At 47.1% G+C, this 24,380-nt stretch carries 23 protein-coding genes; 4 read left to right on the top strand and 19 right to left on the bottom strand.

Going from position 1 to position 24,380, the window contains the following annotated elements; all coding sequences use genetic code 11:
* Positions 1 to 47: 47 nt before the first annotated feature.
* From AXFE_RS06040 to AXFE_RS05995, 10 genes are all read right to left on the bottom strand, one after another.
* A complete protein-coding gene (locus tag AXFE_RS06040) occupies positions 48 to 878 on the bottom strand; it encodes a flagellin N-terminal helical domain-containing protein (protein WP_052604997.1) in 831 nt (276 codons plus the stop codon).
* A gap of 201 nt (positions 879 to 1,079) precedes the next feature.
* The gene (locus AXFE_RS06035; protein ID WP_160291748.1) at positions 1,080 to 3,377 is read right to left on the bottom strand and encodes a tetratricopeptide repeat-containing glycosyltransferase; all 2,298 of its coding nucleotides are present in this window, start codon (positions 3,375 to 3,377) and stop codon (positions 1,080 to 1,082) included.
* Positions 3,378 to 3,560: 183 nt separating this feature from the next.
* Entirely contained in the window at positions 3,561 to 4,058 is a 498-nt protein-coding gene (locus AXFE_RS06030) for a hypothetical protein (RefSeq protein WP_052604995.1), read from the bottom strand.
* A gap of 34 nt (positions 4,059 to 4,092) precedes the next feature.
* Positions 4,093 to 4,566: a chemotaxis protein CheX gene (locus tag AXFE_RS06025; RefSeq protein ID WP_052604994.1), complete on the bottom strand. Its 474-nt coding sequence runs from the start codon at positions 4,564 to 4,566 to the stop codon at positions 4,093 to 4,095.
* On the bottom strand, positions 4,567 to 4,932 hold the full coding sequence (locus tag AXFE_RS06020; protein ID WP_052604993.1) for a response regulator: 366 nt from the start codon (positions 4,930 to 4,932) through the stop codon (positions 4,567 to 4,569).
* Between the two features lie 74 nt (positions 4,933 to 5,006).
* Complete coding sequence (locus tag AXFE_RS06015) at positions 5,007 to 5,918, bottom strand: CheR family methyltransferase (protein ID WP_082058528.1); 912 nt, start codon at positions 5,916 to 5,918, stop codon at positions 5,007 to 5,009.
* A complete protein-coding gene (locus AXFE_RS06010) occupies positions 5,909 to 7,234 on the bottom strand; it encodes a protein-glutamate methylesterase/protein-glutamine glutaminase (RefSeq protein WP_082058527.1) in 1,326 nt (441 codons plus the stop codon). The genes AXFE_RS06015 and AXFE_RS06010 overlap by 10 nt, the downstream gene beginning before the upstream one ends.
* 4 nt (positions 7,235 to 7,238) lie before the next feature.
* Entirely contained in the window at positions 7,239 to 7,613 is a 375-nt protein-coding gene (locus tag AXFE_RS06005) for a response regulator (protein ID WP_052604991.1), read from the bottom strand.
* Between the two features lie 88 nt (positions 7,614 to 7,701).
* Positions 7,702 to 8,148, bottom strand: a complete 447-nt coding sequence (locus AXFE_RS06000) for a chemotaxis protein CheW (protein ID WP_200891197.1) — start codon at positions 8,146 to 8,148, stop codon at positions 7,702 to 7,704.
* A 2-nt stretch (positions 8,149 to 8,150) separates the two neighbouring features.
* Positions 8,151 to 10,565, bottom strand: coding sequence for a chemotaxis protein CheA (locus AXFE_RS05995; protein WP_052604990.1), 2,415 nt, complete (start codon positions 10,563 to 10,565; stop codon positions 8,151 to 8,153).
* A gap of 30 nt (positions 10,566 to 10,595) precedes the next feature.
* On the opposite strand from AXFE_RS05995, the gene AXFE_RS20715 reads away from it, so the two are divergent.
* On the top strand, positions 10,596 to 10,748 hold the full coding sequence (locus AXFE_RS20715) for a hypothetical protein (RefSeq protein WP_235347650.1): 153 nt from the start codon (positions 10,596 to 10,598) through the stop codon (positions 10,746 to 10,748).
* Positions 10,749 to 11,604: 856 nt separating this feature from the next.
* Here AXFE_RS20715 and AXFE_RS05990 read toward each other — a convergent pair.
* On the bottom strand, positions 11,605 to 12,486 hold the full coding sequence (locus AXFE_RS05990; RefSeq protein ID WP_052604989.1) for an oxidoreductase: 882 nt from the start codon (positions 12,484 to 12,486) through the stop codon (positions 11,605 to 11,607).
* Positions 12,487 to 12,683: 197 nt separating this feature from the next.
* Entirely contained in the window at positions 12,684 to 13,094 is a 411-nt protein-coding gene (locus AXFE_RS20295) for a hypothetical protein (RefSeq protein ID WP_052604988.1), read from the bottom strand.
* On the opposite strand from AXFE_RS20295, the gene AXFE_RS21800 reads away from it, so the two are divergent.
* Together AXFE_RS21800 and csrA are read left to right on the top strand one after the other, a co-directional pair.
* Positions 13,071 to 13,292 (top strand): pentapeptide repeat-containing protein, encoded by a 222-nt coding sequence (locus AXFE_RS21800; protein ID WP_455423330.1) that lies wholly within the window; start codon positions 13,071 to 13,073, stop codon positions 13,290 to 13,292. The genes AXFE_RS20295 and AXFE_RS21800 overlap by 24 nt on opposite strands.
* 77 nt (positions 13,293 to 13,369) lie before the next feature.
* Positions 13,370 to 13,768: a carbon storage regulator CsrA gene (gene csrA / locus AXFE_RS20710; RefSeq protein ID WP_235347646.1), complete on the top strand. Its 399-nt coding sequence runs from the start codon at positions 13,370 to 13,372 to the stop codon at positions 13,766 to 13,768.
* 435 nt (positions 13,769 to 14,203) lie between these two features.
* On the opposite strand, the gene fliW is transcribed toward csrA, so the two are convergent.
* Genes fliW through AXFE_RS05950 form a run of 5 tightly spaced genes read right to left on the bottom strand, consistent with a single transcriptional unit; the run spans position 14,204 to position 19,033 of the window.
* Positions 14,204 to 14,677, bottom strand: a complete 474-nt coding sequence (gene fliW / locus AXFE_RS05970) for a flagellar assembly protein FliW (RefSeq protein ID WP_052604986.1) — start codon at positions 14,675 to 14,677, stop codon at positions 14,204 to 14,206.
* Positions 14,678 to 14,699: 22 nt separating this feature from the next.
* Complete coding sequence (locus tag AXFE_RS05965) at positions 14,700 to 15,659, bottom strand: flagellin N-terminal helical domain-containing protein (RefSeq protein ID WP_052604985.1); 960 nt, start codon at positions 15,657 to 15,659, stop codon at positions 14,700 to 14,702.
* A gap of 5 nt (positions 15,660 to 15,664) precedes the next feature.
* On the bottom strand, positions 15,665 to 17,062 hold the full coding sequence (gene flgK, locus AXFE_RS05960) for a flagellar hook-associated protein FlgK (protein WP_052604984.1): 1,398 nt from the start codon (positions 17,060 to 17,062) through the stop codon (positions 15,665 to 15,667).
* Positions 17,059 to 17,544 (bottom strand): flagellar export chaperone FlgN, encoded by a 486-nt coding sequence (flgN, locus tag AXFE_RS05955; protein WP_052604983.1) that lies wholly within the window; start codon positions 17,542 to 17,544, stop codon positions 17,059 to 17,061. The genes flgK and flgN overlap by 4 nt, the downstream gene beginning before the upstream one ends.
* A 46-nt stretch (positions 17,545 to 17,590) precedes the next feature.
* Positions 17,591 to 19,033, bottom strand: coding sequence for a type IV secretory system conjugative DNA transfer family protein (locus AXFE_RS05950; RefSeq protein ID WP_052604982.1), 1,443 nt, complete (start codon positions 19,031 to 19,033; stop codon positions 17,591 to 17,593).
* Positions 19,034 to 19,195: 162 nt separating this feature from the next.
* Between AXFE_RS05950 and AXFE_RS05945 the strand changes: the two genes are divergently transcribed.
* The gene (locus AXFE_RS05945; protein WP_052604981.1) at positions 19,196 to 19,408 is read left to right on the top strand and encodes a hypothetical protein; all 213 of its coding nucleotides are present in this window, start codon (positions 19,196 to 19,198) and stop codon (positions 19,406 to 19,408) included.
* Between the two features lie 545 nt (positions 19,409 to 19,953).
* On the opposite strand, the gene AXFE_RS05940 is transcribed toward AXFE_RS05945, so the two are convergent.
* Both AXFE_RS05940 and AXFE_RS05935 read right to left on the bottom strand, forming a co-directional pair.
* The gene (locus tag AXFE_RS05940) at positions 19,954 to 21,267 is read right to left on the bottom strand and encodes a helicase HerA domain-containing protein (RefSeq protein ID WP_052604980.1); all 1,314 of its coding nucleotides are present in this window, start codon (positions 21,265 to 21,267) and stop codon (positions 19,954 to 19,956) included.
* A gap of 195 nt (positions 21,268 to 21,462) precedes the next feature.
* Positions 21,463 to 24,348, bottom strand: coding sequence for a hypothetical protein (locus tag AXFE_RS05935; protein ID WP_052604979.1), 2,886 nt, complete (start codon positions 24,346 to 24,348; stop codon positions 21,463 to 21,465).
* Positions 24,349 to 24,380: the final 32 nt, after the last annotated feature.

The raw sequence follows: 24,380 nt of genomic DNA, 5'->3' as shown, positions 1-24,380 counted from the left end.
GAAGCCCAAAAAGCTCCCGCACCCCAGCCTTGGCTAAAAATTATTTATTACGGTATGAGTTTCAACAATAGGTTAGGCAACTGCTGCGCTTGGCTGAGCATAGCAGTACCTGCTTGCATCAATATCTGCTGAGAAGAAAATGTTGTCATCGCTTGAGCGACATTAGTATCAACAAGTGTCGAGTGCGCCGACTGAACGTTCTGCTGACTAACCGTCAAGTTTGCTATGTCGGCCTGAATCTGATTTTGCGCCGCTCCCAATGCACCTTGAATCGACGAGATATTGTCAATTGCCGCCTGAACCGCACCCATTGCCGAGAGTGCCGCTGTTCCGGAGCCAATTGAAACACCGCCGAGAGAGAGTGCGCCGAGTGTGGTAGCGTTCATCCCTACCGTTACTTGATTCGCTCCGGTGTTAAATGCTCCGAGTTGAAATGTCAGCGTCTGAGTTGAAGTCAAAAGCGTGTTAGTCGCGGAACCAAAAGACGTTGAATTGGCAATTTGATTTAGCTGACTTGCAAGCGAAGTAAATTCAGCATTGACCGCACTATAGGCATTAGATGTCATGGCACCTTGGTTGGAGGCTTGGGTTGCAAGTTGGTTCATCCGCTGCAGAATAGATGCCTGCTGGTTCATTGCTCCATCTGCAATTTGAAGAACTGCAATTGCATTTTGCCCGTTTGTTATTCCAACATTTAGGCCATTTGACTGTGCCTGCAAATCCTGGGCAATTACATAGCCTGAAGCGTTATCAGCGGCTGTTTGGATCTGAAGACCCGAAGACAACTGAGATATTGTCTTACTCATTGCATTGCTAGTGTTATTCAGGTTGTTATAAGCGTCAATTGCTGCGATATTAGTATTGATAGAAAGTGACATTTGGTAATTTCCTCCTTGATTTTTACGTCTCCCATCCTTGGTGACGCGATTCTTGCGGCAAGATTCACAGGGTCACCGATGGAGTGGCTACCTAATATCTCGGCTTAACTAATACGAACTTTAATTTTTCCTTGATCTTTAAGCCTTTAATACTTTCACACATTGTCACTTGGATTTTTGAGACATATGGCAAATCAAACTTCACGAAATACCAGCTTGAAGGGGTACTCCAGCAACTATCATTGGGATTATTATTTCATATCTTTGACGAATCTCTTCCAAGGCATCTTCGAGCACGCATCGATCCACTGACCGCATCAGCTCGTCAAGCTGTTTATGTGCAAATGGATCCCCGAATGCAAAGTCAGCGACGTATAAAGATACAATCCTCTCCAACAAATCCCTGGAGTTGTCAGCGCCAACCGTTACGAGTGGGCATTTATCGCTTTGTCCGGAACTCCTAGCGATCGACGACCACTCCAAACGAGCGCTCAATGAAGCGTCGTGGACGAAATTGAGTGCACACGCCAAGACCAAGTCATCCTGAATTTGATTTCTCCATAAGGAAAGTAAAAACTTACTAGCAGCTTCGGGGTCGCTGTAGCCCAGCTGTTGAATAAATCCAAAGACAGGAATTCGCCGCTTTTCTGGAATGCGTTTATAGAACTCTATCGGATGGATATTGGCTTTCTCCAAGATGGACACAACCAATCCAGGGTGAATTTCCAGATAACCCGAGTTTTCAAGACCCTCAATAATAATTCCTAGTGCTTCTAAATATCTTTCATTATCATAGAGGTGGCCAATCAACATCGGTAAAAATTTACTCTTGTCAAACTGTTGATCTCCCAAGTAGCTCTCAGAGAGAGGCAGTGAGTGAAAGATTGAAAGTGCCTCGTCTGTTCGACCAAGCGAAATCAAAATCGTCATCTCGAACGCTGCCTGGTCTGCTCGATGTGGAAATCTATCTTTGAATTGTCGATGCCAATCAATCGCAGCCTGGGAGTTATCGCGGTCAAGCTCAATTTGAATTAATAATCTCAAGACAATCGGATACCAACTAAGCGGGGTTGCAATAGAGTCAATCACATCCCCCAAGATTTCAGCCGCCTCATCGATCTCTTGGATCATCATTAAAGAACGACCAAGATGAACTAGAGACTCTGGACTTCGATTCGTGGATTTCACAAAATCTCGAGAAATCGCCACATTTCTCAAAGCTTTGGCTTGCATATCAACCCTGGAGGGCTGATATCCAAAATGACTAATAGATCCATTCTCGAGAGTCGAAAAATATGCTGGCAGCAAGGCGTGCTTAGGAAGCACCATTTCGTGCAGATTGCCTTCCCATCTCGCATCGACCCTTCTCAGAATACGGCCCATTTGGTGGCGGATTGGAGTCGCTATATCAAGATTGTCCACACTTTTGATATTGACCATAAAGCCAATCTGAAGGCCAATCTTTTGCGACAATTCAGATAACATCTTGGGAAAAGAAAACTCAAATTCTTCATCAGCATCCAAAACAAGAACCCAGTCGCTATCGACCGATTCAAGAGCTACCTGTCTCGCCTTTCCAAAGTCACCACACCATTCAAATTCCCCGACCGCACCCCCATGAGAACGCACGATATCGCGGGTCGAATCACTCGATCCAGTATCTAAGACAAAAATCTCCTCTACCAAATCAGATACCGAGGATAGAGCTCCGGAGATAATATGCTCCTCATCTTTAGCGATCATCGTTAGGCTCAAGACCGGAGTTTTCACTCGTCCCATTGCCGGTATCTCGCGAGAATAAAGCTCATTGTCACAAATAGCGATTTTCTGATATTTGTGAAACCCGGTTCCCTGATTTACATTTCGATATTCAAGGGTTAGGTGATAATCAAACACTGCATCGCTGTGAAGAAACTGGGAATCATCCACAACCAGGGAGAGTTGGTTTTCACTCGCCCAGATCGCTATCGACCAAGATAGCTCAACCAGATCATCGCACCTGTTCAGCTGCGAGGCAAATCGAATGAATGTCTCCTTGGTAAATGATATGCCATCGATTCCTAGAAAAGGTGCTGATGAAAAGAAACCGCTGTGGCTTTTGATCCATTCACTCTGAAACTCACGCATCGCGCTTCTTCCATGATAGGCCTGTCCTCTTGCCAGCTGATACCCTGGAAGATAAGCACTGCGAGGACCGGTGATCACATCCTCGGCTATCAGGGATGAATTTCTGATCTGGTCCAAATGCGCCCTAGTCACAAAGGCACCTGCGCAAAAGAAGACGACCTTGTCACAAAGATGGTTAGAGGAGACAGATGCAATGGACTGAACCGAGCCTGCGCCTCGAATGACCTTGAATCGAGGGGGCATTCTAAGTGTTGAATCAACAAGTTCAACAATTGTCACTTCATCTCCGGCACGAATTGCCGAAGAAATTGAATCAACAGATTGCGAGAGCAGCTTGGTGTTTTTTTCAGAGTATAAAACAACGATTGACAATGATCGATCTACCATGGACTATTAATCGACCAAAAGGTCGCCTCAATTGAGACGACCTTTTGAAAATTATGGTCTATTTCCGATTAAGAACTATCTTCACCTAGCCTCTAGATGGCCCAAGCCCCTTGAAACTATTACAAAAATACCGACCCAGAAGGAAGAGCATTCAGTCAAAACGGTCTATCAAAGGCAAAAACGAAGCTCGCCCCCGGGATACCCTCCAGGAATAAAAACATCGTAGGACACTATACGACCTGGCGAAGCTATAAGACTGCTTGTTTCACCGTCGAGTTCTTCCGGCAGAACGACAACTCTATCTAGCTTCACTCGCTTAGCATGGCTACGGCGATCATTCAAAAGTGATGTGATAACATTTGCCACCTCGTGAAAATTCTCCAATAAATTCTTTGGGATCTCACCTTCGTCGGTTGCATCTTCTGCGGCTCCTGCTGGGATCATCATCATAGATGCGCCCAAGGAGTTAGTAAGGCCCAGTTCGCAAAAGACCGCTGCTCCAACTTCATCATCATCGAATGTATAGATAGAGACAGTACCCACTCCGGGCAACTTACCCGGCGTTGCTATCCGCTTGGCTGTGACCGACTTGCCAACCAACATCCCTAGTGTCTCTTCAACATCGTTCGGATTTGGCAGTTTTAGGTCTGCTCCTTGATTCGACATGGGACTACCTCTCTCTTCTCTCGTGCTATAAAAATTACGTTCGGTGGCGAAATACCATCAGGTAAACTTCCGCTCCCGCTAGATCAACTTTAGAGGCTGCTGCCTCTTGATGGGATGTCGGATGCAAGGTTCCATTGAAGAATGCAGGAAGTCCCAGTTTGAGGCCAGTATCAATCTCCGACATACGTCTTTTTATGCCTCCAGCTACAATGTTTATAACTTCATTTACGGCATCTGCAAGGTCATCTTCGCTGAGTTCTTCCTCTGGCTCCATGAACAATAGCGCTCGCGCTAGAACCGCACAAGAATCCCAGCTTCCTGCTATCCCATATTCAAAATTATACGAATCACCTACTATGGCTACATACGAACCTGGGAAGTCCCTCTCCTTTGGGAGCGCTTCATTTATAACGGTAATACCTTCAAGACCAAGAGTCGAAGTGGCGAGCTCCTCGGCAGAATTTACCATTGCATGAAGCCAAGTTGAAACCAACGTCGGATCATCCATCTATACCACCCCAGCTGCATCTAGTGTCTCCCTAAAGGTATCCACAGTAAATGGCTTGGCGATCAAAAATAGAGCACCGGAGTCACGGGCAAGCATATGCATATCTGGAGTACCTTCTGATGTTACAAAACCGAACGCCGTGTCTAAGCCATCCGATCGTAATTTACGAAGAAATTCGAGACCATTCATCTCGGGCATGTTCCAATCGCTCAAGATTAGATCCGGACTTTCGGCTTTAACTTGACTAAGGCCCTCGAGGCCATTTGCTGCCTCGCAGAAGTCCGCGTCACCATATCCCGCTTGGCGGAGGTGCCTCAGGACAATCATCCGCATAGCCTTTGAGTCATCAACAATAAGTATCTTCATTCTAAGCTCCCTATTCAATCCTTTGCTAGAAGCTGTTGTCTTATTCGACCTAACTATAAACAACCTTGAAATTATTACCGAAGTCCAGCTCGTGGTGCAACTGGAGTTCCACGAAAAGTTGGGGTAGATCCAATCGATGGCGAACTCGAACTAGCACCCCCGCCTTTTATTCGATAGTAAAAACTGGTACCGGTCGTTACGCGGTCAAATTCATTAGTAACATTCATGGTCGTTTCCGATCCACCAAGCAATAACGAAGCATTCGGTGCCATAACCCGAACAACCTTCTCCAAAATTGCCCTCTTAGTGGGAAGATCGAAATAGATCAGAACATTTCTCATAAGGACAATATCCATCCTTGGCAATATGGGCCAATTCCCGGCCAAGTTCATCACAGAGGCATCGACCATCGAAGTCAATTCACCTTTGATCTTCCACTCGGAACCCACCTTGGAGAAGTACTTCACCAACAGAGGGGCAGGCAATCCACGATTTATCTCGATCTGTGAAAAAATCCCCTCTTTAGTTCGCTCCACCATAGCCCTTGAGATATCGGTACCGATTATTCGAACTCGCCAAGTAGACAGAGTAGGAAAGTGCTCTTTGATCGTCATCGCAATCGAATATGCCTCTTGGCCCGAAGAACATGCTCCAGACCAGATATTTAGAGAGCGATCGCTTCCTCGGCGTTCTATCGCTTGTGGTAATAGTTCGCTCCTAAGTACATCAAAGGGTTTTACGTCTCGAAAAAAATAGGTTTCGTTTGTCGTCATCGCTTCGGAGATCATCATTCCAATCTCCGAAGTCGGAGACGGATTAGCTCGCAATTTTGAGACCAGATCGGAGATATTTGAGACGCCTAAGCGCCGCGCCACGGGATTCAATCTCGACTCTACCAAGTAATCCTTATCTGGGGTCAAAACAATGGCAGTTGAATTCTTTACATAGTTAGAAAGAAAGGTAAAATCACCTGGAGTTAGTGCCATTTCCCACCTCCTAGCTCTCTCGATTGACCACGAGGTGAACCCGAGGTTCCAACGAGGCTCCCGGAAGTCAACATTTTGGGTTGCCCAGAAAATCTGCTAGATCCATTGCTTGGCGCACAGCGCTTGGAGATAAAGTCGGCCATTGCTGACAAAGCGATAACATTGTCGGACAGTCCAGCATTAGTGACAAATCCAGGCATTCCCCAGACCACCGAGGACGCCTCATCCTGAGTCGCAATCTCAGCCCCTACGCCCTTGAGCTCTCGAGCTCCTACGTAGCCATCTTGGCCCATACCGGTCATTACGATCGCTAGGACTCGACTTCCTAATCTGACAGCCGAATGAAAGAGCGTGTCAACCGAAGGTCTGCAAGAATTTACCGGCGGTGAGTCATCTAAAGCCAAGGTTAAGTCGCCGCGAGAGTTGGTATTGACAACCAAATGATGTTCTCCTGGTGCAATGTAAACTTCTCCTGCACGAGGATTCTCCCCTCCTTTAGCTTCCATCACATGAAGCTTTGACTTGGTGTCTAGCCTTTCCGCTAAAAGTCGGGTAAAGGTCGCAGGCATATGCTGCACGATCACAATTGGCACCGAAAGGTTAGCTGGCAGTGCTGGGATTACCTCCCCTAGAGCATTCGGCCCCCCGGTGGATATGCCAATCAATACAACAGAAGGAGCTCGAGTAGGAGCCGCTCTTGGCACTTGCCTCGAGCCACTATCGCGAGAGCCTTCATCTCGGTGAGAAAGACTACGGCCAATTGGCTCTGGCAGAGCGTTGCGGGTCTCGCGCGAATTGGAATGGCGAGTTTCGATAGTTGAAGAAGACCCTCTGGTGGCACCTGGTCGATGAGTCGGATTGACACCGCTTGATCCCGGTAACGAAGGAGGAGATTTTTTTCGCTTTTGGCCAAGTACCCTAATCTTACCGACCAAAGCAGATGCAATAATGTCTTTCGATGATTCTATGCTGGCGCTAGATGTTGGCTTTGTTACATAATCAGTCGCACCACAGCTGAGTGCATCTAAGGTAGCCTTGCCCCCAGCCTCTGTAAGAGTTGAAAACATGATGATAGGAACTCGCGAATCCATAGCGCGAATATGACCAATCGCCTCAATCCCATTCATCTCGGGCATCTCGATATCTAGAGTGATTACATCGGGTTGCAACTCCCTAAAGCGAGCAATCGCTTCTTTACCAGAGGCTGCAGTCCCTACGACTTCTATATCGGGCTCCCGAAGTAGTGTCGAGGTTACGATCTTACGAATAACAGCAGAGTCGTCGACGACCATTACACGGATACGCGTACTATCCATCCGCCTACCTCGCTCCGAGACCCAGGAGCGAGAGCTTCTCATCTATAACGTCCTTAGTGAAAGGTTTCATTACATATTCGTTAGCACCTGCTTCGAGAGCCTTTAAGACTTGCTCAATTTCGGTTTCAGTAGTGACCATCATCATCGTCACATCGTCGAATTGAGCCATCGACCTCGCCTTTACCAAAAACTCATAACCATTCATAACCGGCATATTCCAGTCAATTAGAATCAGCTCTGGCTTGGCCATCTTCGAGAGTTTATGAAGAGCATCAGCGCCATTTTCTGCCTTTTCGACCGAATACCCAAGCTCCGTTAAGATACGTGCCAAAATCATCCTCGTTGCGCTCGAATCGTCTATTACCAGGGCCAACGCCATCTAGATCCCCTCCGGAGATAGTTGTGATTTAATATTTGCCCAAAGCGATCCACTGGGCCAAAAGGTGAATGTGACTACTTGGGCCAAATCAGGCGTCGACTAATGAAAATACCGCTCGCTCAAGATCCAGAACAAGCATCAGTTTGCCTTCGAGCTTATAGACACCCCTAATCAGGTGACGAAATGAAACCTCAAGCGTCTCGGGTGGATCCTCAAAGAAGTCCGCCTCCACTTCGACGACATCTCCAATCTCATCGACCAAGAGACTCAAGGGGCCATCGTCGCTTCTAACCACTATGTTCATAGGAAGACGACCATCTAGATGCGCGAGACCCATGACCTTCCTAAGGTCAAGAGCAGTTACAATCTGGCCTCTCAGATTGATGAGTCCAGCAACTACATCATCGGCCAATGGAACACTTGTCATCGGTTGGTATTTGAGGACCTCTTGAACCTCGCGAACGCCTATTCCAAGAAAATGATTGTCCAAATAAAAGGTACAATACTGCTTTTCACTCAAAATCTTTTGGGACACTTCTAGCCTCCGTATCCAGCTAAAGCAAAATTGGACGAATCGATAAAGTTCACAAGAGCGCTTTGAACGATTTCGTCGACGTTAACTATGTCAGTTACTCGATCGTTGATAACTGTTGAACCGATGACTTGTGACTTTATAGAACACTTCTCTAGGTTCATATTGACAGCAACTATGTCAAGGATCCGATCGACCACTACTCCGACACGCCTGCCATGGCCCGAATGAACCACAACTTGAATGCTCGCGGAATCGACTTCTGTTGCACTCGGTACACCAAGGGTGCTCGAGAGCCAGATGAGTGGCATTATTGCGTCACGGTACTGAACAACTTGGTTATCCCCTGCCCATTCAAGGGCATCGGAAGGAAACTCTTCCAGACGATCCACGCTCGACAGCGGAACCGCGACCCTGTACGAATCGCCGACACCTAGCAGGAGCAGGGTTTGGCGCTCTCCCACCTCGAGCGTTGAACTAGCTGAAAGTTCACTTAGCTTACGATCTCGCACCTCTGAAATCACCGACGACCGCTGTGCGATTCCCATTACATCTAAAATCAGTGCAACGCGTCCATCACCCATTATTGTCGCGCCAGCGTAGACATCTACATTCTTTACTTGCTTACCGAGTGGTTTCACGACGATCTCTTCGGTGTCAACGACGTTGTCAACTACCAGGCCAAATTGCCTCTCGTCGGCTTGAAGCACCACTACGTTTACAGCTTCATCTTCTATCTTTTTCGTCGAGGTATGCATCAAGTCGCACAGATAGACAAGAGGAAGGAGATTTCCCCGCAATCGACAGACAGGGGCACCATAGACAGAGTCAATATCGACCTTAGCTTGATCTCGCTCCAGGCGCACAAGTTCTACTAGGGAGACTTGAGGGATTGCATAGCGCTGGCCGCCTGCAGCCACCACAAGTGCAGGAATGATAGCTAAGGTAAGTGGAATCTTGATCTTGATAGTGGTTCCCTCACCAGGAGTGCTTTGGATGTCGATAGTGCCGCCAATCTTTTCGATATTGGTCTTTACCACATCCATCCCAACGCCACGCCCCGAGACATTGGTAATCTTCTCAGCGGTGGAAAACCCTGGCGCAAAGATGAGATTTGTAATCTCACGCTCACTCATCTTGTCAAGTTGATCCGCTCGAAAAAGGCCCTTCTTGAGAGCATTAGCCCGAATCCTATCGGGGTTAATTCCAGCACCATCATCTGCAATTTCAATATTTACGTGGCCACCTTCGTGGTATGCACGAAGGATCAATCGACCATCCCGAGCTTTACCTGCTGCAATTCGACCCTCTGGTGTCTCAATTCCATGATCTACTGAGTTACGGACAAGGTGGGTCAGGGGATCCTTGATCGATTCGATGATAGTTCGATCCAGTTCCGTCTCTCTGCCTTCGAATTCAATAGCCACATTTTTACCGACAGAGAGGGCTAAATCTCGAACCACCCGAGGGAACTTAGACCAGACATTCCCAATCGGCTGCATCCTCGTCTTCATCACACCCTCTTGAAGTTCAGATGTAATCAGATTCAACCGTTGCGAAGCTGCAACGAACGAAGAGTCGGTCTGAGAAGAGGTATATTGCAGAATCTGATTTCGTGCTAGAACCAACTCTCCGACTAAGTTCATAAGCTTGTCCAGCAACCCAACGTCAACCCTTATATTGGCGTCAGAGACAGATGTGACAACTTTATCCTTGTCGACATCACCTCTATTTGGAGGAGTTGCATCCTTTGAGACATCACTTATAGGCGATACGGCCAAAGGCTCATCGACTGTGACCTGCTCGGATGTCGAAGCCGCTATAGAGACGGGTTCCTGGGGTGGAGCAGGCTTTGAAACCTTCTTATTGAAGACAAAGGAAGACTCCCCGACCTTAATTGGCTCATGAATCTCTGGTTGAACTTCTTCCGGCGGAGAGATGGGGTCTTGAGATGTAGGGGCACTCGAAGGAACCGTGGCTGGGTTAGAGCCTTGGCTCGGCTGCGGTAGCGTTCCATTGGTCATCGAAGCAAGAAGCTCGATTAGCGCGCTGTAGTCGCCATTGCCCTCGTAGTTTTCCTGCTCTATAAATGAGAGCATCTCACGAACTGCATCTACCGTTGATAGAAGCGCCGAGGTAATCCCCGGATTTATCATTATCACGCCGTCACGTAGCTTCGACAACAGGTTCTCACCTACGTGGGCTACCTTTTCCAACTTCTCAAACCCTAGAAAGCCACATGTGCCCTTTATGGTGTGAATAGTTCGAAAAATCGACGAGAGCGTCTCCTTATTATGCAGATCGCTCTCTAGTATCACTAGATCTTGGTCAAGTCTGTCAAGGTTCTCATAACTCTCAACTAAAAATTCCGCAACTTCCTCTGGTATCTGACCGCTGGTGTCGCCCGAATTGGAACTCATCTAAACCCCCGATGGTAAAGGATGTCTCCAATGACTTTCGGCAAGAAGATCGGCCACCTTGACCAATTGAATAAAGTGCGTACTCAACCAGTTCCAAGCACTATTAAGATCGATAACTATCCAGCCTCTCAAGGATCAAATGAAACTATCCCAGCGACAGTGCACGCCATTAATAATCCCTAGCTAAAGTTGGTATCTCAAAAGTCCGATTCGTAATCTGCATCTATAAAACTATGAAGAGTCGGCTCCAGGCAAAGACAACCATAGCCAAAAAGAAAGTATTATCCATCTAGAACTAGACGTAATACAGCCAAAGCCAAAACCTAAAACTACGCCTGGCACACCTAGCACGCTCCGGGTGAGATCTCTAAGCGAACAATTAGTTGTCTCAAAGATTGAAATTTGAGCCGCATCCATCTAAATAGGTATGGTTTATTTCCCTGACGAAGAGTCGGCTCCAGGCTCTTACACAACAGCTTTTCAAGATATCCAATAGCTTATAAAATTCGTGAATTGAAGGCCTCAGCGTACCTGCCATAGGGTTAAGCAAAAAACCTTTGCAGTCAAAGTGCTATCGGTAAAAATGAAATCCTTAATTTTTCGAACCAGGAACCGTTACCATACAAGGCTAAGCCTGTCTGCAACTAGCATTGAAATCAGATACTTGATCTAAGAATAAATAAAAGTCAAAAATTAGCTCTCAGACAAACCACACGGTTACCCATGGAAAATAGCAAAATTGCGCCGAAGTAGCCTCTTCTTTCGATCGGTAACAGAGCAGAATTTAGAGCAGTTGGGCTTTGAATCTAGCTAGTTAGATTTGCCCTATACCTTTATGTTTCAAGACATGATCGCATCGTTGATAGTTTGTCATCTCTGGATCGAATACAAAAAATCACAAATTACACAGTTCCACCATAAAGATTTTCCAGGCCCTAAAAATCAAGACCACCTAGTTGAAAACCATCTTTAATAACGACCTAGCTGAAAACAAGCCTATGCCGCCATAACTATCATGGAAAGCAACTCAAAGAAAAATCTAAATTCCAAAAGTAGTTTTTGTCATTTCCTCGGAAATATTCCAAAGACGCTCGCCTGCGACATCATCGAGAGCCTTTGGCGGAGGCGAAACCACTGTTGGCTTACCTCTCAAACCAAAGGGGCCGCGTGGGCCGAAATAAGTCCAGTTCTCGATCGAAGACGTAGCCGCCATTATCGATGGACGTGCACCCATATAGGGCCTCTGCGCAATCAGTGGTTGCAAAAGCTTTAGCACTCCCGGCGTTCCCTTGCCAATTCTCGGCCCATTGAAGGAGAGATTGGTAGCGCTATATCCTGGGTGTGAGCTTAGGGAAATGATTGGATCGGAGTTGGCCATTGCTCTCTTTGAAAGTTCTCTGGCAAATAGCAGATTGGCGAGCTTTGATTGGCTATAGCTCTTCCACGGCGAGTAATTCTCGTTCGCATTCAGATCATCGAAGTCGATAGTTCCAAACTTAGCTACCATCGACGAGACCGTAACCACACGAGGCGAATTGGACTCAAGTAAAAGGTCGTAGAGGCCAGCTGTCAAGACAAAATGGCCGAGATGATTCGTCGCGAATTGGCTCTCAAATCCATCGTTGGTCTCCATTCGCATAGGAATAGCCATCACGCCGGCGTTATTGATTAGGATGTCAATACGATCAAATCGTGCCTTGAGCTCTATGGCAGCCATCAATACCGATCCAACCTCTGAGAGGTCGAAGACCACTTGATCGAGCGTTGCCTTTGGTGCCACTTTAGCAATTTTCTCAATCGCATCATCAATCTTGCGTCTATTTCGACCCGCGAGAATCACATGATCATCCCGTTTGGCAAACTCCAAAGCAGTCTCTAGGCCAATTCCACTTGTGGCACCTGTGATCAAAATTACTGCCAACTAAATCCACCGATCATAAAACTAAACCGCTACTACCTAGGCGATAGCAAGAAACACACGCTTCATCCGTAACAAAACTTAGCGCATCGTTAGCAAATCGAATGCAAAGCCACTGTAAATTGATCATAACGCATCAAGAGACCTAACCAAAAAGACAATCAAACTCAAAGAAAATTGCTAAGACGCCCTTCCTTCCTCTAGCCATTGCGATGATTTGCCTCTTTCATAAAAAGCCTTCTAAAGCATCTAATAATAAAGATGCAAACGGAGCCGATCACATTGAAACTAATAACAGCTGGAATTGACCCAAAAAGCACGACGGCTGGCCGAGTAAGTTCAAACTCCACTGGAGGATTTCGACGCGTAACTCCAGGAGCAAAGAGGTGCGATATCAAAAGACCTCCAAAGCTGCAAGTCGCTTTGTCGATCTGATGGCAGGGCAATGGGAAAGCTTCTCTACAAGGATTAGTCATTCCGACTCGCACCTTATCGACTTGCGCCTTGCCAATTTGTGCCTTGCCAATTTGTGCCTTGCCAATTTGTGTCTTGCCAATTTGTGCCTTGCCAATTTGTGTCTTGCCTAATTGAACTACAAGGCCCTTTGGCAACTCACCACAACAGCCAGTTTGACCCAGTGCATTTTGACCCAGTGCATTTTGACCCAGTGCATTTTGACCCAGTGCAGTTTGACCCAGTGCAGTTTGACCCAGAACAGTTTGACCCAGGCAAAAGCGACCCAGAACAGTTTGACCCAGTGCAGTACGTCACTCAAATACCTTCAGTTGCAAGTGGCACCAAAGGCATAGCTTTCGGATACTAACCAACTAAAGTCGAGATGCTACCCGGAGCCATCTCCACATAGTCAAAGCTATAAGACACTCTGGTGGCTAAGAAAACAGTTATCTGGGGAAAAGTAGCTAAATTTCAATCCTTTTGCGAAGTATTAGCATTTGATCGCAAAATATACCCAAATAGGCCCTATTGTATAAGTTGTTCGTTACTTGCCTACGACCATCTCGCGCAAGGAGGCGCTTTGCTAGTACTAACACGCCGAGCCAACCAAAGCATCGTCATAAGTGACGATATTGTAATTACGATACTTGATATCCATAGAGATCAAGTAAGAGTCGGGATTTCGGCGCCACGGGATGTAGAAATTCACCGAGAAGAAGTTTATCTGGCGGTGAAAGCTGCGAACGAAGCGGCGGCAACCAGTCCTAAGGCATTAGGCATCGATATGGGTGAAATCAAGATGCCGATTGATGATTCCGCCAAAGAATAGCTAACGCACATCGGCCACCTAAGCCATTTGCTTGATGAAGACCTACGCCTACCTCCTAGGAGTAACTCTAATAGACCAGGGCTGTAGGGTCACATCACCATCTCGGCGTTAGGTTTGGGCTGTGCTAGCAATAGAGTTTTAGGTAATTTACTTATAACCTTGGGCTAGCGTCAGCTTGTCAACTAAGGTTGCGGCCCGCCCAAGTTCGACTATCCCGCAATGGCGCTGAAAGTGCCCAGGGGCTTCTTGTGGTTTGTCCTATATTAAAAGATGTACCCGGGTGGGTATCTTTGTCGAGTTCTCTAACGACCTAGTTCAAACCCCTCGTTCAGGTCCCTAGAGAGTACCCTAATCCAAAGGTGATAAGAGACTAAGTACTTGGGCTGCAGGAAGATCGGATGGTGGTTTTTAAATTCCACCATCCCAAAACCACCCCTAGAGTACAACTCGGTCTGAAGCCCGAAGAGCAAGTGAAACTTCGTGGGTAACAGAGTAGTCACTCTCCACCTGAACAACTTGGGCTGCAATCTTGCTTTCAACATTTAGAACTATCGGTCCAAGTAAATTCACAACAGGATTTTTGTTCTCCCTTAGAGTTGCTATCACGAGCACCAGTGCGTCCTCTGATCGCGTCAAACCCAAAAGATTCTGCGTTGGGTCATCCACGTGAACCTGGTAGTCCTCAACGACAAATCGAGGTTCAACCACGATAAGAGTGAGTTCGGAGGTGAACGAACGTAATGCCATATAAGGGTTGTAGTCGTCTCCTAGATCCAAAAGTGCAAACTTGCGCTCAGCAAAGAAGCCGGGCAAGCCCTTCGGCAAGTTGACTTCGGCTACGATTCGAAAACTCGGAGCGCCCGACTTTGGTGACTCATCCACCTCTGGCTCAGATTCTATGGTATTCATTTATTACTCTCCAGTCCTAATACTAGTGAAGGTATGTGGCCAACGATGGTTGTTGGCCCAATTGTGCCGTCGCATAAAGTGCGACTTGATAGTTTGAAAGAGCTTGCTGATATTGTGTAGAGACGGAAGCCACATCGACATTTTGAATCGCGCCAAGTTGGGTATTCAACGATTGTTGAGTATAGGTCGTCTGCTGTTGCATGGCCTGCATCTGCTGATATTGAGCACCAACTTGACCAGCATTTGTCTGAAAGACTGCAAAAGCAGTATCAAATTTACCTAAATCAGTAGACATATTGGCAGACGATCCAGATTGTAAGTCGTTGACAATACTACTTAAGGTAGTCATTATGTTAGCTGTGTTATTTGCGTACCCAAGCTCTCCAGAACCAGGAGAAGCTGGGTTTGAGGGTGGGTTTCCAGTTCCAAAAGCGTCAGCCAAACTCGCATTTACCGTGACTCCCGGAGCAACCGTTCGGCTCGGAGCAACACCATTGCCCTGATAGGTATAGACCGTCGTGCCGCTAGTAGTAGTTGGGGTATAGGCGGATTGCGCACCCGAGGTTCCCCCAAAGATTGCCACACCTAGATATTGGGTATTTGCTATCCCCGCCAAGGTCTGGACATATCCATTAATTTGGCTAGCTATCGCCTTTATCGAGGCTGAGGGTAAGGCACCATTTCCCGCAGAGAGAATCGCCGTGCGAGCTTGTTGTAGAACATTCATCGCAGTACTCATTGCGCCATTAGCAACCCCAAGCATCGTCGAACCATCTTTTGCATTCGCCACGAACTGATTAGCGCGCGAAAGCCCAGTCTGCAGCGCCAGCAAGTTGGAGATTCCAACCGGACTATCACTTGGCTTTGAGATGTTATTGCCTGTAGCTAAAAGCTGCTGGAGATTCACTAGTGTATTTTGGTCTCCTTGGACCGAGTTGACCAAAGAACCAACGAGTGATGCATTTCCTATTCTGTCTGTCATTTAACTTACACCGCCGAAATAAGACTTTGAATTGAGGTCGCTACGGTTGCAATTACCTTTGCAGCCGCCTGATATGCATTTTGAAAGGCAACCATATTGACCAACTCTTGATTTGTATTTACACCAGAGACGCTAGCTAACGCAGAGGTGGCAGATTGAGAGCGAGCAGATTGTGTCTTCACATTTGATTGAGCCGTCGAAACGTCAAGGCCAACCTGAGTAACAATCGCGTTGTACAGTGCATCCGGAGATGTGCTAGAAGATGACGACCCCAGTGCAGCTACCGCTGCCGCGATAGATCCATCCATAGGTGTATTCGAGGACGACGAGGACGCAATTAAATTTGGATTTGTTGAAACTGCCTGATTGACGGAGATCGTCGCTGCAGCCGTTGACGATAAAGTCGACACGCTAAAGAGCGGTTGACCAGCAGGAAGCTGGTTAGTAGCAGAAATAGGAGGTGTTGCGTATCCAAACCCTCCGCCTGACGGCGCTAGTGCACCATTGACCTGGGTGGCAAGCTGATAGGCGAAGTTATTCAAATTCGTCATATAACTCGGTATATTATTATTTAATGCTGCCAAGTTACCACCAATCGTACCCGAAGTAACTGGAAGTGTCGCTCCAGTCGAGTTCGAGACGATCGATGCGGTACCAGTAGCTGGCGCTGTTGGAGCTTGAACATTGAGCGAATCTGCTACTATCCCACTCACTAGCGCAATACCACCAGAAAGGATCGATATGGAACCGTTACTACCATTTACAACTCGCGCTCCAATTGAGTCGGTAATCGACTGGACGAGTTGATTTCGCTGATCTATCAATGTATTCGCGCCATTTTGACCCTGAGCTGCCATAATCTGGCCATTCAAAGTGGCCACCTGTTTCAACTGCTGATTGATCGAGGTAACCGAAGACTGAACCTGGCTCACAGTACCGTTATAAAGATTGGTCAACCCTTGTGAATCACTATTGATAGTCGTAGAGAGTTGTTGGGCAATATTGACCAATTGTGTTCGAGCCGCCATAAGGTTGGGCTGATTTGAGACCTGATCAAATGCATTCCAAAGGGATGACAACTGTTCATTAATTCCAATTGGCGAGGGCTCTTGAAAATTTGTTTGAGCCGATGAAAGCGCCGATGAAAGGCTGGTCGCCGCATGCGAATCCGCAGAGGCACTTTGGGCTTGCGCCTGCAAAAAAGAGTCAGAGATTTGAGAGACAGAGGCTACTATAGCACCGGATCCTATGTTGGATCCCGGGTTGATAACAGCCGAAAGGTTAGCAGTCTCCCTTGTATAACCAGGCGTATTGACGTTAGCAATATTCTGGCTAACGACATCCATACTTTTAGTTTGCGCCTGAATCCCTGAGAGTCCAATATAGATCCCGGCATTGCTCACAATAGACCATCCAATAGTGAAATCGTGGCTTCCTTGCTACGCCTTCCATTCCTTCCGTAGAGATTGGTTGTTCCGCTTGAATCGATTAGATTCAAAACGTCTTCAACCAAAGCGATGCGCTGTGCTAAGAGACTATTGATCTCATTTTGCGCTTTAGCGATCCTGGCTGTGACCAAAAGCATCTGGCTTCTTTGTTCAGCAAAGACAGACTTCCATGGCTCAGGAGTCGCCGAAATAATCTCCGACAGCGGAGCCATCGAATCGATCTCAAGAAAGTCACAGACCTCCGAGGATGCGATTGCTCGTCGCAGTTCGGCATGCTTGATCTCGCCGCTTACAGCTTGAATCTCAAAGTTAGCTTCACCTAAATAATGGTGACGTTCATTGGCAACTAAAAGGCGTTCCTCTTCCAATTTGAAGAGGAGTTTTTCAAGTAATGCTGTCTCGTATTCGAGTGATTGCGAAAGTTCAGAGTATCCCACGGCCTTAGTATCGGCAACTCAGATACAAACCTAAAAATAATAACAACTACCGTCTTGGAATTCTTGCCGAGAGCTCTATTATGGCCGGTGGTCGATGACCATAGACCAAAAGAGCCTTACCTGGCTGAAGCCTTCTAAGTGCCCCAAGTGCAAGTAGATGGCGCAATTGGCCACCATCTGAGTTGGACTTTTGCCAAATTGAATTTGGGTACTCACTTTTCATCCCACATAACTCTTGTGCGAGAGTCATGGTTGATGGATCTGAAATCGCCCCTAAAAAGATCTTAGCTCGATGGTTATTTACAATAGTGGTGGCAGCCTCGCCATATCTAGCACGCAACTGTGCTAGATCTTGATAGATAGTTATCAACTGAACGCCAAAGGATGACACGGTCGAGATTATCTCGTCAAAATTTGCTATCGGAGCTAAATTAGCAGCCTCATCCAAGACGATCAAAAGAGCACGCTCTGTCACTTCAAATTGAAAGATGCGATCGAAGATCTCTGCTAGTAATGCGCCGAAGACGGTTCCAATCTCTCCTTGTCGATTCGGTGGGGCAATCAAAAAGAGACTCGACGAACCAGAGGAATCGAAATCCACCAAGTCAAAGTAGCCCTCAATAGGCGTTGTGCCAATTGAGAACGGAGTTATCGAGCGATCTAGGGTTGTAAGAATTGACGAGAGGATTCTCTCATCCAAATCAAGGGTCGCCGCTATCGACCGGGCATATTCAAGATAGTTGTTTTCGATCAGAAAATTACCAGCTTCCTCGAAGTCCCTTTGATCAATCCAACCGATCACGTCGATGATGCTTAGCCCTAAATGAGATGCTGCCAATAGCAGTGGCGCCAACAATCGAGCTGCTAAAGTCGCCCAGAATTGCCCTTCTTCACCCATATGGCGCAAAGTTCGAGAAAAACAGATACCTTGTGCAAGTCGTCTCGATGAATTAGCATCCAATTTTCTAGAGAGAGGGTTCCAAAAAGAATTACCTCGATCGGTACTTCCCAGCGGGTCATACACGATCACCCTACCCATAGTCGATCGTGCCTCAATGGTTGCCTCCATCAAATCACCTTTGACGCTCGAGGCGATCACTCCCCCGCGATGTTCCAGGATCGCCGGAATGGCCAGTCGAGATGTCTTAAACGACTGTGTGGGGCCAAAGACGATTGCCGAGTCCCGGCGATCAAGTCGGATAGATCTCAAACCCAATTTGCCTATAGAGATAGAGGGATTCAAAGTTTTAAAGTCGCTCAAATTGAAGCGACCCGCAAATTGCACTCCCTCATGAATTCCTCGGCGACTCGACTTGGTTGGTCGAAACCTCCCCATGGTCTTTTGGTGCTCGCCCTTTGAGCCACCAACAAATAAAAAGATCGCCACTAGGACAAGAACCACACCAAAGCTACCAACGCTAAGGTGAGGCATCACCACATCAAGCGACCTACCAAAAGAAAAACAGCTCTTCAACGAGCTAAAAACCATGAAACGCTCCTAATGTCAACCAAACAAACCAAAAGGAAAAATCAAAAGGAAAAATAAGACCCACCAAAGCGCCATCAAAACGCCAAACAAATAACTTTTTGCGCCCAAAAAGACCACCCAAATAGTGGACCTAAGATAGAGATTGCAACGGATAGATCAACGATGCAGGATCCATCTAACCCTAAAAGTAATAATGACCGAGATCAGAGTGCCAATAAAGCAGTCAAGACAAAGGACGATGTCACAGATACAGAAAGGTCAAAACCGACAATCATCCAAGTAACAACTAAAGTAACAATTGCCAAAAAGCCTGGTACTGCTATCTTTGATTTCCAAATAGAAAAGGGCCTCAAGGCCAAAGGTAGTGAGCAATAGCCCGAGTTGGAGCCCCGAGATAATAGCCCACTAAAGCCATTCCATAGAATCAGACCTTACATCGATCTAAAACCGATACCTGATCAGATTGGATTAGTTGAGGTATAAGTCTGGTCGCCATGAACCAATCCAATATGGCAAGAACGGCCCAACTGGCCCAATCAGTCTGGGCCAATCAGTCTGGCCCAATCAGACTGGGCCAATCAGACTGGGCAATCTGTCTGGGCAATCTGTCTGGGCAATCAGTCTGGGCAATCAGTCTGGGCCAATCACTATCTCACAGTTACATCTGGCACTTTATTAAGCGCCATGGCTATTAGAGTCAAAGACCTGGATTTTTTGGCTCGGCTTTCATTTAGGCTTCTAGCAATTCGATAGAAAAAAAACTTGCGCAAGACAAAATAGGCGGAAATCTCCACTACAAGCTTCCCATAAAACCGCCACGGAAACAGCAGCCCATACCTTGGCCGCCATTGATTTGGCAGTCACTGACAATTCAAGATTTAGAGTGAGTTTATAACTTCATTCAATCTATTGCGGTTGACTCAATTAGGTCTAGCTCGTGCGCCCCTGCCAAGCAAGGGTGCGTCCGTATTGAAGAGAGCCGTCTCGATTGAAGTTAAATAATGATCCACCAACAGATTTCGCTCTCCAATCTTCCACAGCGCACTTCCCTTTCGTAGTTGACGCAGTAGCGGTGCCACTTCTAGGGAAAATCCAAAGGCGCTGCAAAGGTGATGGGCCTCGTCCACTTCAAGCGCGAACGAAACTATCGTCTCTGTATCGTTGATCATTCCAAGACCACGGTTTATCTCGCTTATCACAGTTCTATTAGGTCCATTGGAATAGTTTGTAGAGCTATTGAGCGACTGTGATTTTAAATGGGCACCGACATCATCTCCGCCTGAGAAGTCACTCAGCCTGTGGCTAACTCCTATATTTGCAATTCCAATTCCTCTTGATAGTTTCCAATAGCTACCTAGCCAACTCGCAATATTTGAGTCACTCATCAGCGCCCAAATCTCATCTATGGCAATTATGAGAGGAGGAAGATCCCGGGTCATCTTGTGAGCTCTAAGCGCCCCCAGCAATAGCGCTACTACGAGTGGATATCGGCCGGATCCAAAGAGGCCTGATAAGTCAAATACTAAAATGCTCTTGCCTAAAACTTTGCCCAGATCAAAAGACGACTCACTTTGAGCGACTAGACCCGACTCAATCAGCGAATCCAATACCGCTAGCAGACTAGCGAGACTCCCGATTGAATACGAGCCTCTCCATGTGGTCGGACCTCCACTACGGTCGATCTTCTCCAGGCATGATCGCAACTTGAAGAAGTCAACTCCCCTTGTAATCTCATTCAGCGCCTCCGATATGGCAAGATGCTCAATCTCGGTAGGTCTCCTTCCTAAAGCCACAGAGATGACATATGTCGCCATTTCGCTATTTAGCTCCCGTGCTAAAAGACCATTAGGTGCCCCTTCCACCTCCACGAAAGGGTTAACCCCTCTCTTGGATGCCAGATAGTCAATCGGATCAAAGCCAAAAAAGCGTGCCAAAGCGCCATATTCTCCCTTTGGATCAAAGACTACAGATGGATAACCCAAAAGAAACATTCGAGCGAGATAGCTCTTCAATAGGGCGGATTTACCTTTTCCGACTTGGCCAAAGACAAAGGCGTTAGGGTTAGAGATCACGCCGTCGCGATAGAGCTCAAATGGATTAAAACCAAATCTACCGCCGAACCTTGAGGCACCAAGGATCGGAGCTACATTTTGAGAGCCGGTCTCACAAAATCCTGGCAACCAGAGCGAGAGCGCCGTGGTTGATTCAATATCTGCTATCGCATTTAATTTCATGGGAGATCCTTGACTAGATTTACAACTTAGATTCAAAATCACCAAATGAAAATACCTAATTCTTGCCGTCATGAGCCCAATTCGACTCGTTAGGCAGCCAAGCCAAATAGCGCTAAATCACAAAGTGGGTACTTTTATCTAAGCTCAGGGGCTCCTTCGGCTTGATTTAGGCAATTATCATTCTGAAAGGTTCTTTTAAAAGAACGAGAAGGAACGAATTCGATTGATAAGCTCGGCCTGCTTACCAACTTCGAGGGCGACGCTCATAGACATAGCCTCAAAGGTCTCACCTATTGGCCGTCGGCCTTTTGGGTTCTGGCTCTCGATAAAAAGGCACGAATATTCATAACCAACATGCCCGTTCAATAGGTCAATGTCAAGGTCATCAAGGCCAACCGCACGCATATCCTTGGTTCGATTCGCAATAAAGCCTCGGTCTCTTGAAGCCATTAGACCTGCGGTCCCCTTGGCTCTTTGGCTTCGAATCGAATTAGCCATCTTCCTTTTGCTAACCGGACGCATAAAAATCACCAAAGCATCAAGTGAGCTTGGGAACCTAAATAGCCTAAGAAAGTCACCAGGAAATAGCCTCGATGTGGCCATCAACCGTAACCTCCATATCCGAGATCCTCCCTTGGAATTTGATATCGCCCCAAATCTCTCTGATTCACCTCCACATTGGGAGTCACCATCGCCTAGATACCGCTCTATCTCAATCAACTCCCTGGCCCCAACCAAATAGGATTGAGGAAGGTCTGAACTAAAACACAACTTCTCGAGAGCGTCCACCATGGTCTTAGCAAGGAGACTCGAGACTACCCGAGATCCAAGATCATCTCCTTCTGCCACCGAAGCGACTTTGGGTGAATCCCCTGGTGAATCCTTGGACGACGAAGCATCGCCTTTGAACAAATTCTCATAGTTTGCATTTTTATCCCTTGAGCTACCAGAGGTCGCCGGAGGATCAAAGACCTTATCTTTGGCCTTTGTATTGGGTGGCCCTATGGGATAATTCGACCTGGTAGGTCTCTTCTCGTCGAAAGAGCACCATTTGACACCGACCATAGGGGATGCTTGGGGCGGTGCTTCACAAGCCAGACCCAGAGGATCCAGCTCCATTTCATCCAGCTCCATTTCGTCCAGCTCCATTTCGTCGAGCTCGTCTAAATCGATGCCAGTAGAGCTATCACAATCTGTGTGACCATCGAGCAAAGAGGAACTTGGAACCAAGGCGTCCTCGGCGACATCGGTCAAAAACGAAGATAATCTCAGGTCAGCCTCTCGCTTTAGATCAGAGTTATCACGGGGAGACTTGCGCCATCTGCTGTAGCTTTTCTTGGTGCTGTAGTTTCTCCTGGAATTTCCGCTACGGCCTCGGTCTCTCAAAAAGAGGTCGGCTCTTCGTTGGTCCTTAGCGGCTTTTGAGAGATCCTTTCTTGCTGGAGCTCCTTGACTTCTTGGTAGTCGTCTACCTTGGGTACTGGAAGTTCTTGAATCAAACCCACTAGTAGATGAAATGCCAGCGGAATCCAAAGGACTCTTATTATCAGGCCCACCAGGTTTAGGGGAGCTAAAAACATTCAGTCCAAAGTTACGTGGCCAATTTGAGCCAATATCGGTTATATCTCGAGAGGAACCCCTCTCAAAATTGCGTTCAAAGAAAGGAGGCAACCTAGCCGAGAGGGCAATAAAACTACTTGGGCCGCCATAGCTTGATATGATCGTTCGATCCAGCTCATTCAATTGATCAATTAGGTCGAAGGGAGTTGCCCCTTGGGATAGATCTGGGTCAACTGCAGCTACAGCCTCAGCTTCCTCAGGGGAATATTGCCTGAGAGGTGCTATAAAATCGCCACTAAAAGCGCCTGGGTTGTCATCGCTAGATCCCCTGTGATGGCTGGCATTGCCTATCGAATTCTTCTTAGAATCGTTGGAGCTATATCCTCCAAATCTTTCAGTACAATTGGCAAAAGTTACCATTGCGATCTCCATCTCGGCCAACTTTAGGGTGGACAAGTTATCCAGCGCATCACAAAAACGCTCGGCACGCTCGCCTAGCTCCAAAGAGCCCAAAAGATATGGGGTTACATTCGCATTTACATGGGCGATGACTGCGATTCGAGATCTCTCTTTGGAATATAAGTATCCAACACCACTCTTGTGATCACCAAAGATGAACCTTCCTTTGCCATCCAACCCAAAGCTAAAGACTCCATCGGCATCGCTCATGTGATTAGCAGAAGTTCGCTTTGGCTGATCGTAGCCACCGTTTTCTTCTGCTACCTCTTCTGCTACCTCCTCTTCAACCAAAGCGTCAGCGCCGCCATCCAAAGTCTCCCTTGGTGGTTGCCCATGGGCCAGCGCCTCAATTTGGTCTTTTGAACTATGGAAAAAGCGGCGCGACCTTCGATGGTCAAGATCACCTCTTGGTTCCAAGTCCCCATCACGACGCAGCCAATTCGTCAATGACTCCGCTGGGACCGTACCATCCATCGGCAAAAGTCGCCAAGGTGATCTCTCGGACCCATTAGATCTAAGCCGTCTAAAGTGCGAAAGGTCGAACAATCCACCTCGATGACGCCCGATATAGCTTCGATCTTCACCGTGATGCATAGCTGTGAGGGGGCTTTTGGATTGAAGACGACCGCCAAACCCTAGGCTACCTCCAATTAAAGCGAACTTCCCCGTCTGAGATCTTTGACTTCGAGGGCCCCTGTTAAACCTGTCACCTCCTGCTCTGTCACCTGCCAATCGCTCGCCTTTTATCAGGACAAAAATAGTGAAAAAGTAGCCCCTAAGTCTCTTGAGTGAAAGACAGTATTTGACGTATCGAATTCCAACCCCTAAAAGAGGAAGACCTCGACTTCGAAAGCCAATCAAGGACGAAAACAAGAGCGTAATAAGTCCTGCTCTTTCTATCGAAGCTAGAGAACCAAGCGATAAAAAGACAAAGCCGCCTAGAAGTGGTCCGCAAAGAACTAAGATTCCAATCGAATAGCGATCTACTACCATTCGATAAGGTCTCAGACTCGAGACAAAGTAACGTCCTAATTGATCATTGCGATCACCATTGGTGCTCATTATCCCCTCCCATCGGCGTCGAGATTCGCTTT

This window comes from Acidithrix ferrooxidans, assembly GCF_000949295.1.
Lineage (GTDB): Bacteria > Actinomycetota > Acidimicrobiia > Acidimicrobiales > Acidimicrobiaceae > Acidithrix > Acidithrix ferrooxidans.
This window is presented reverse-complemented; position numbering and strand designations above follow the sequence as displayed.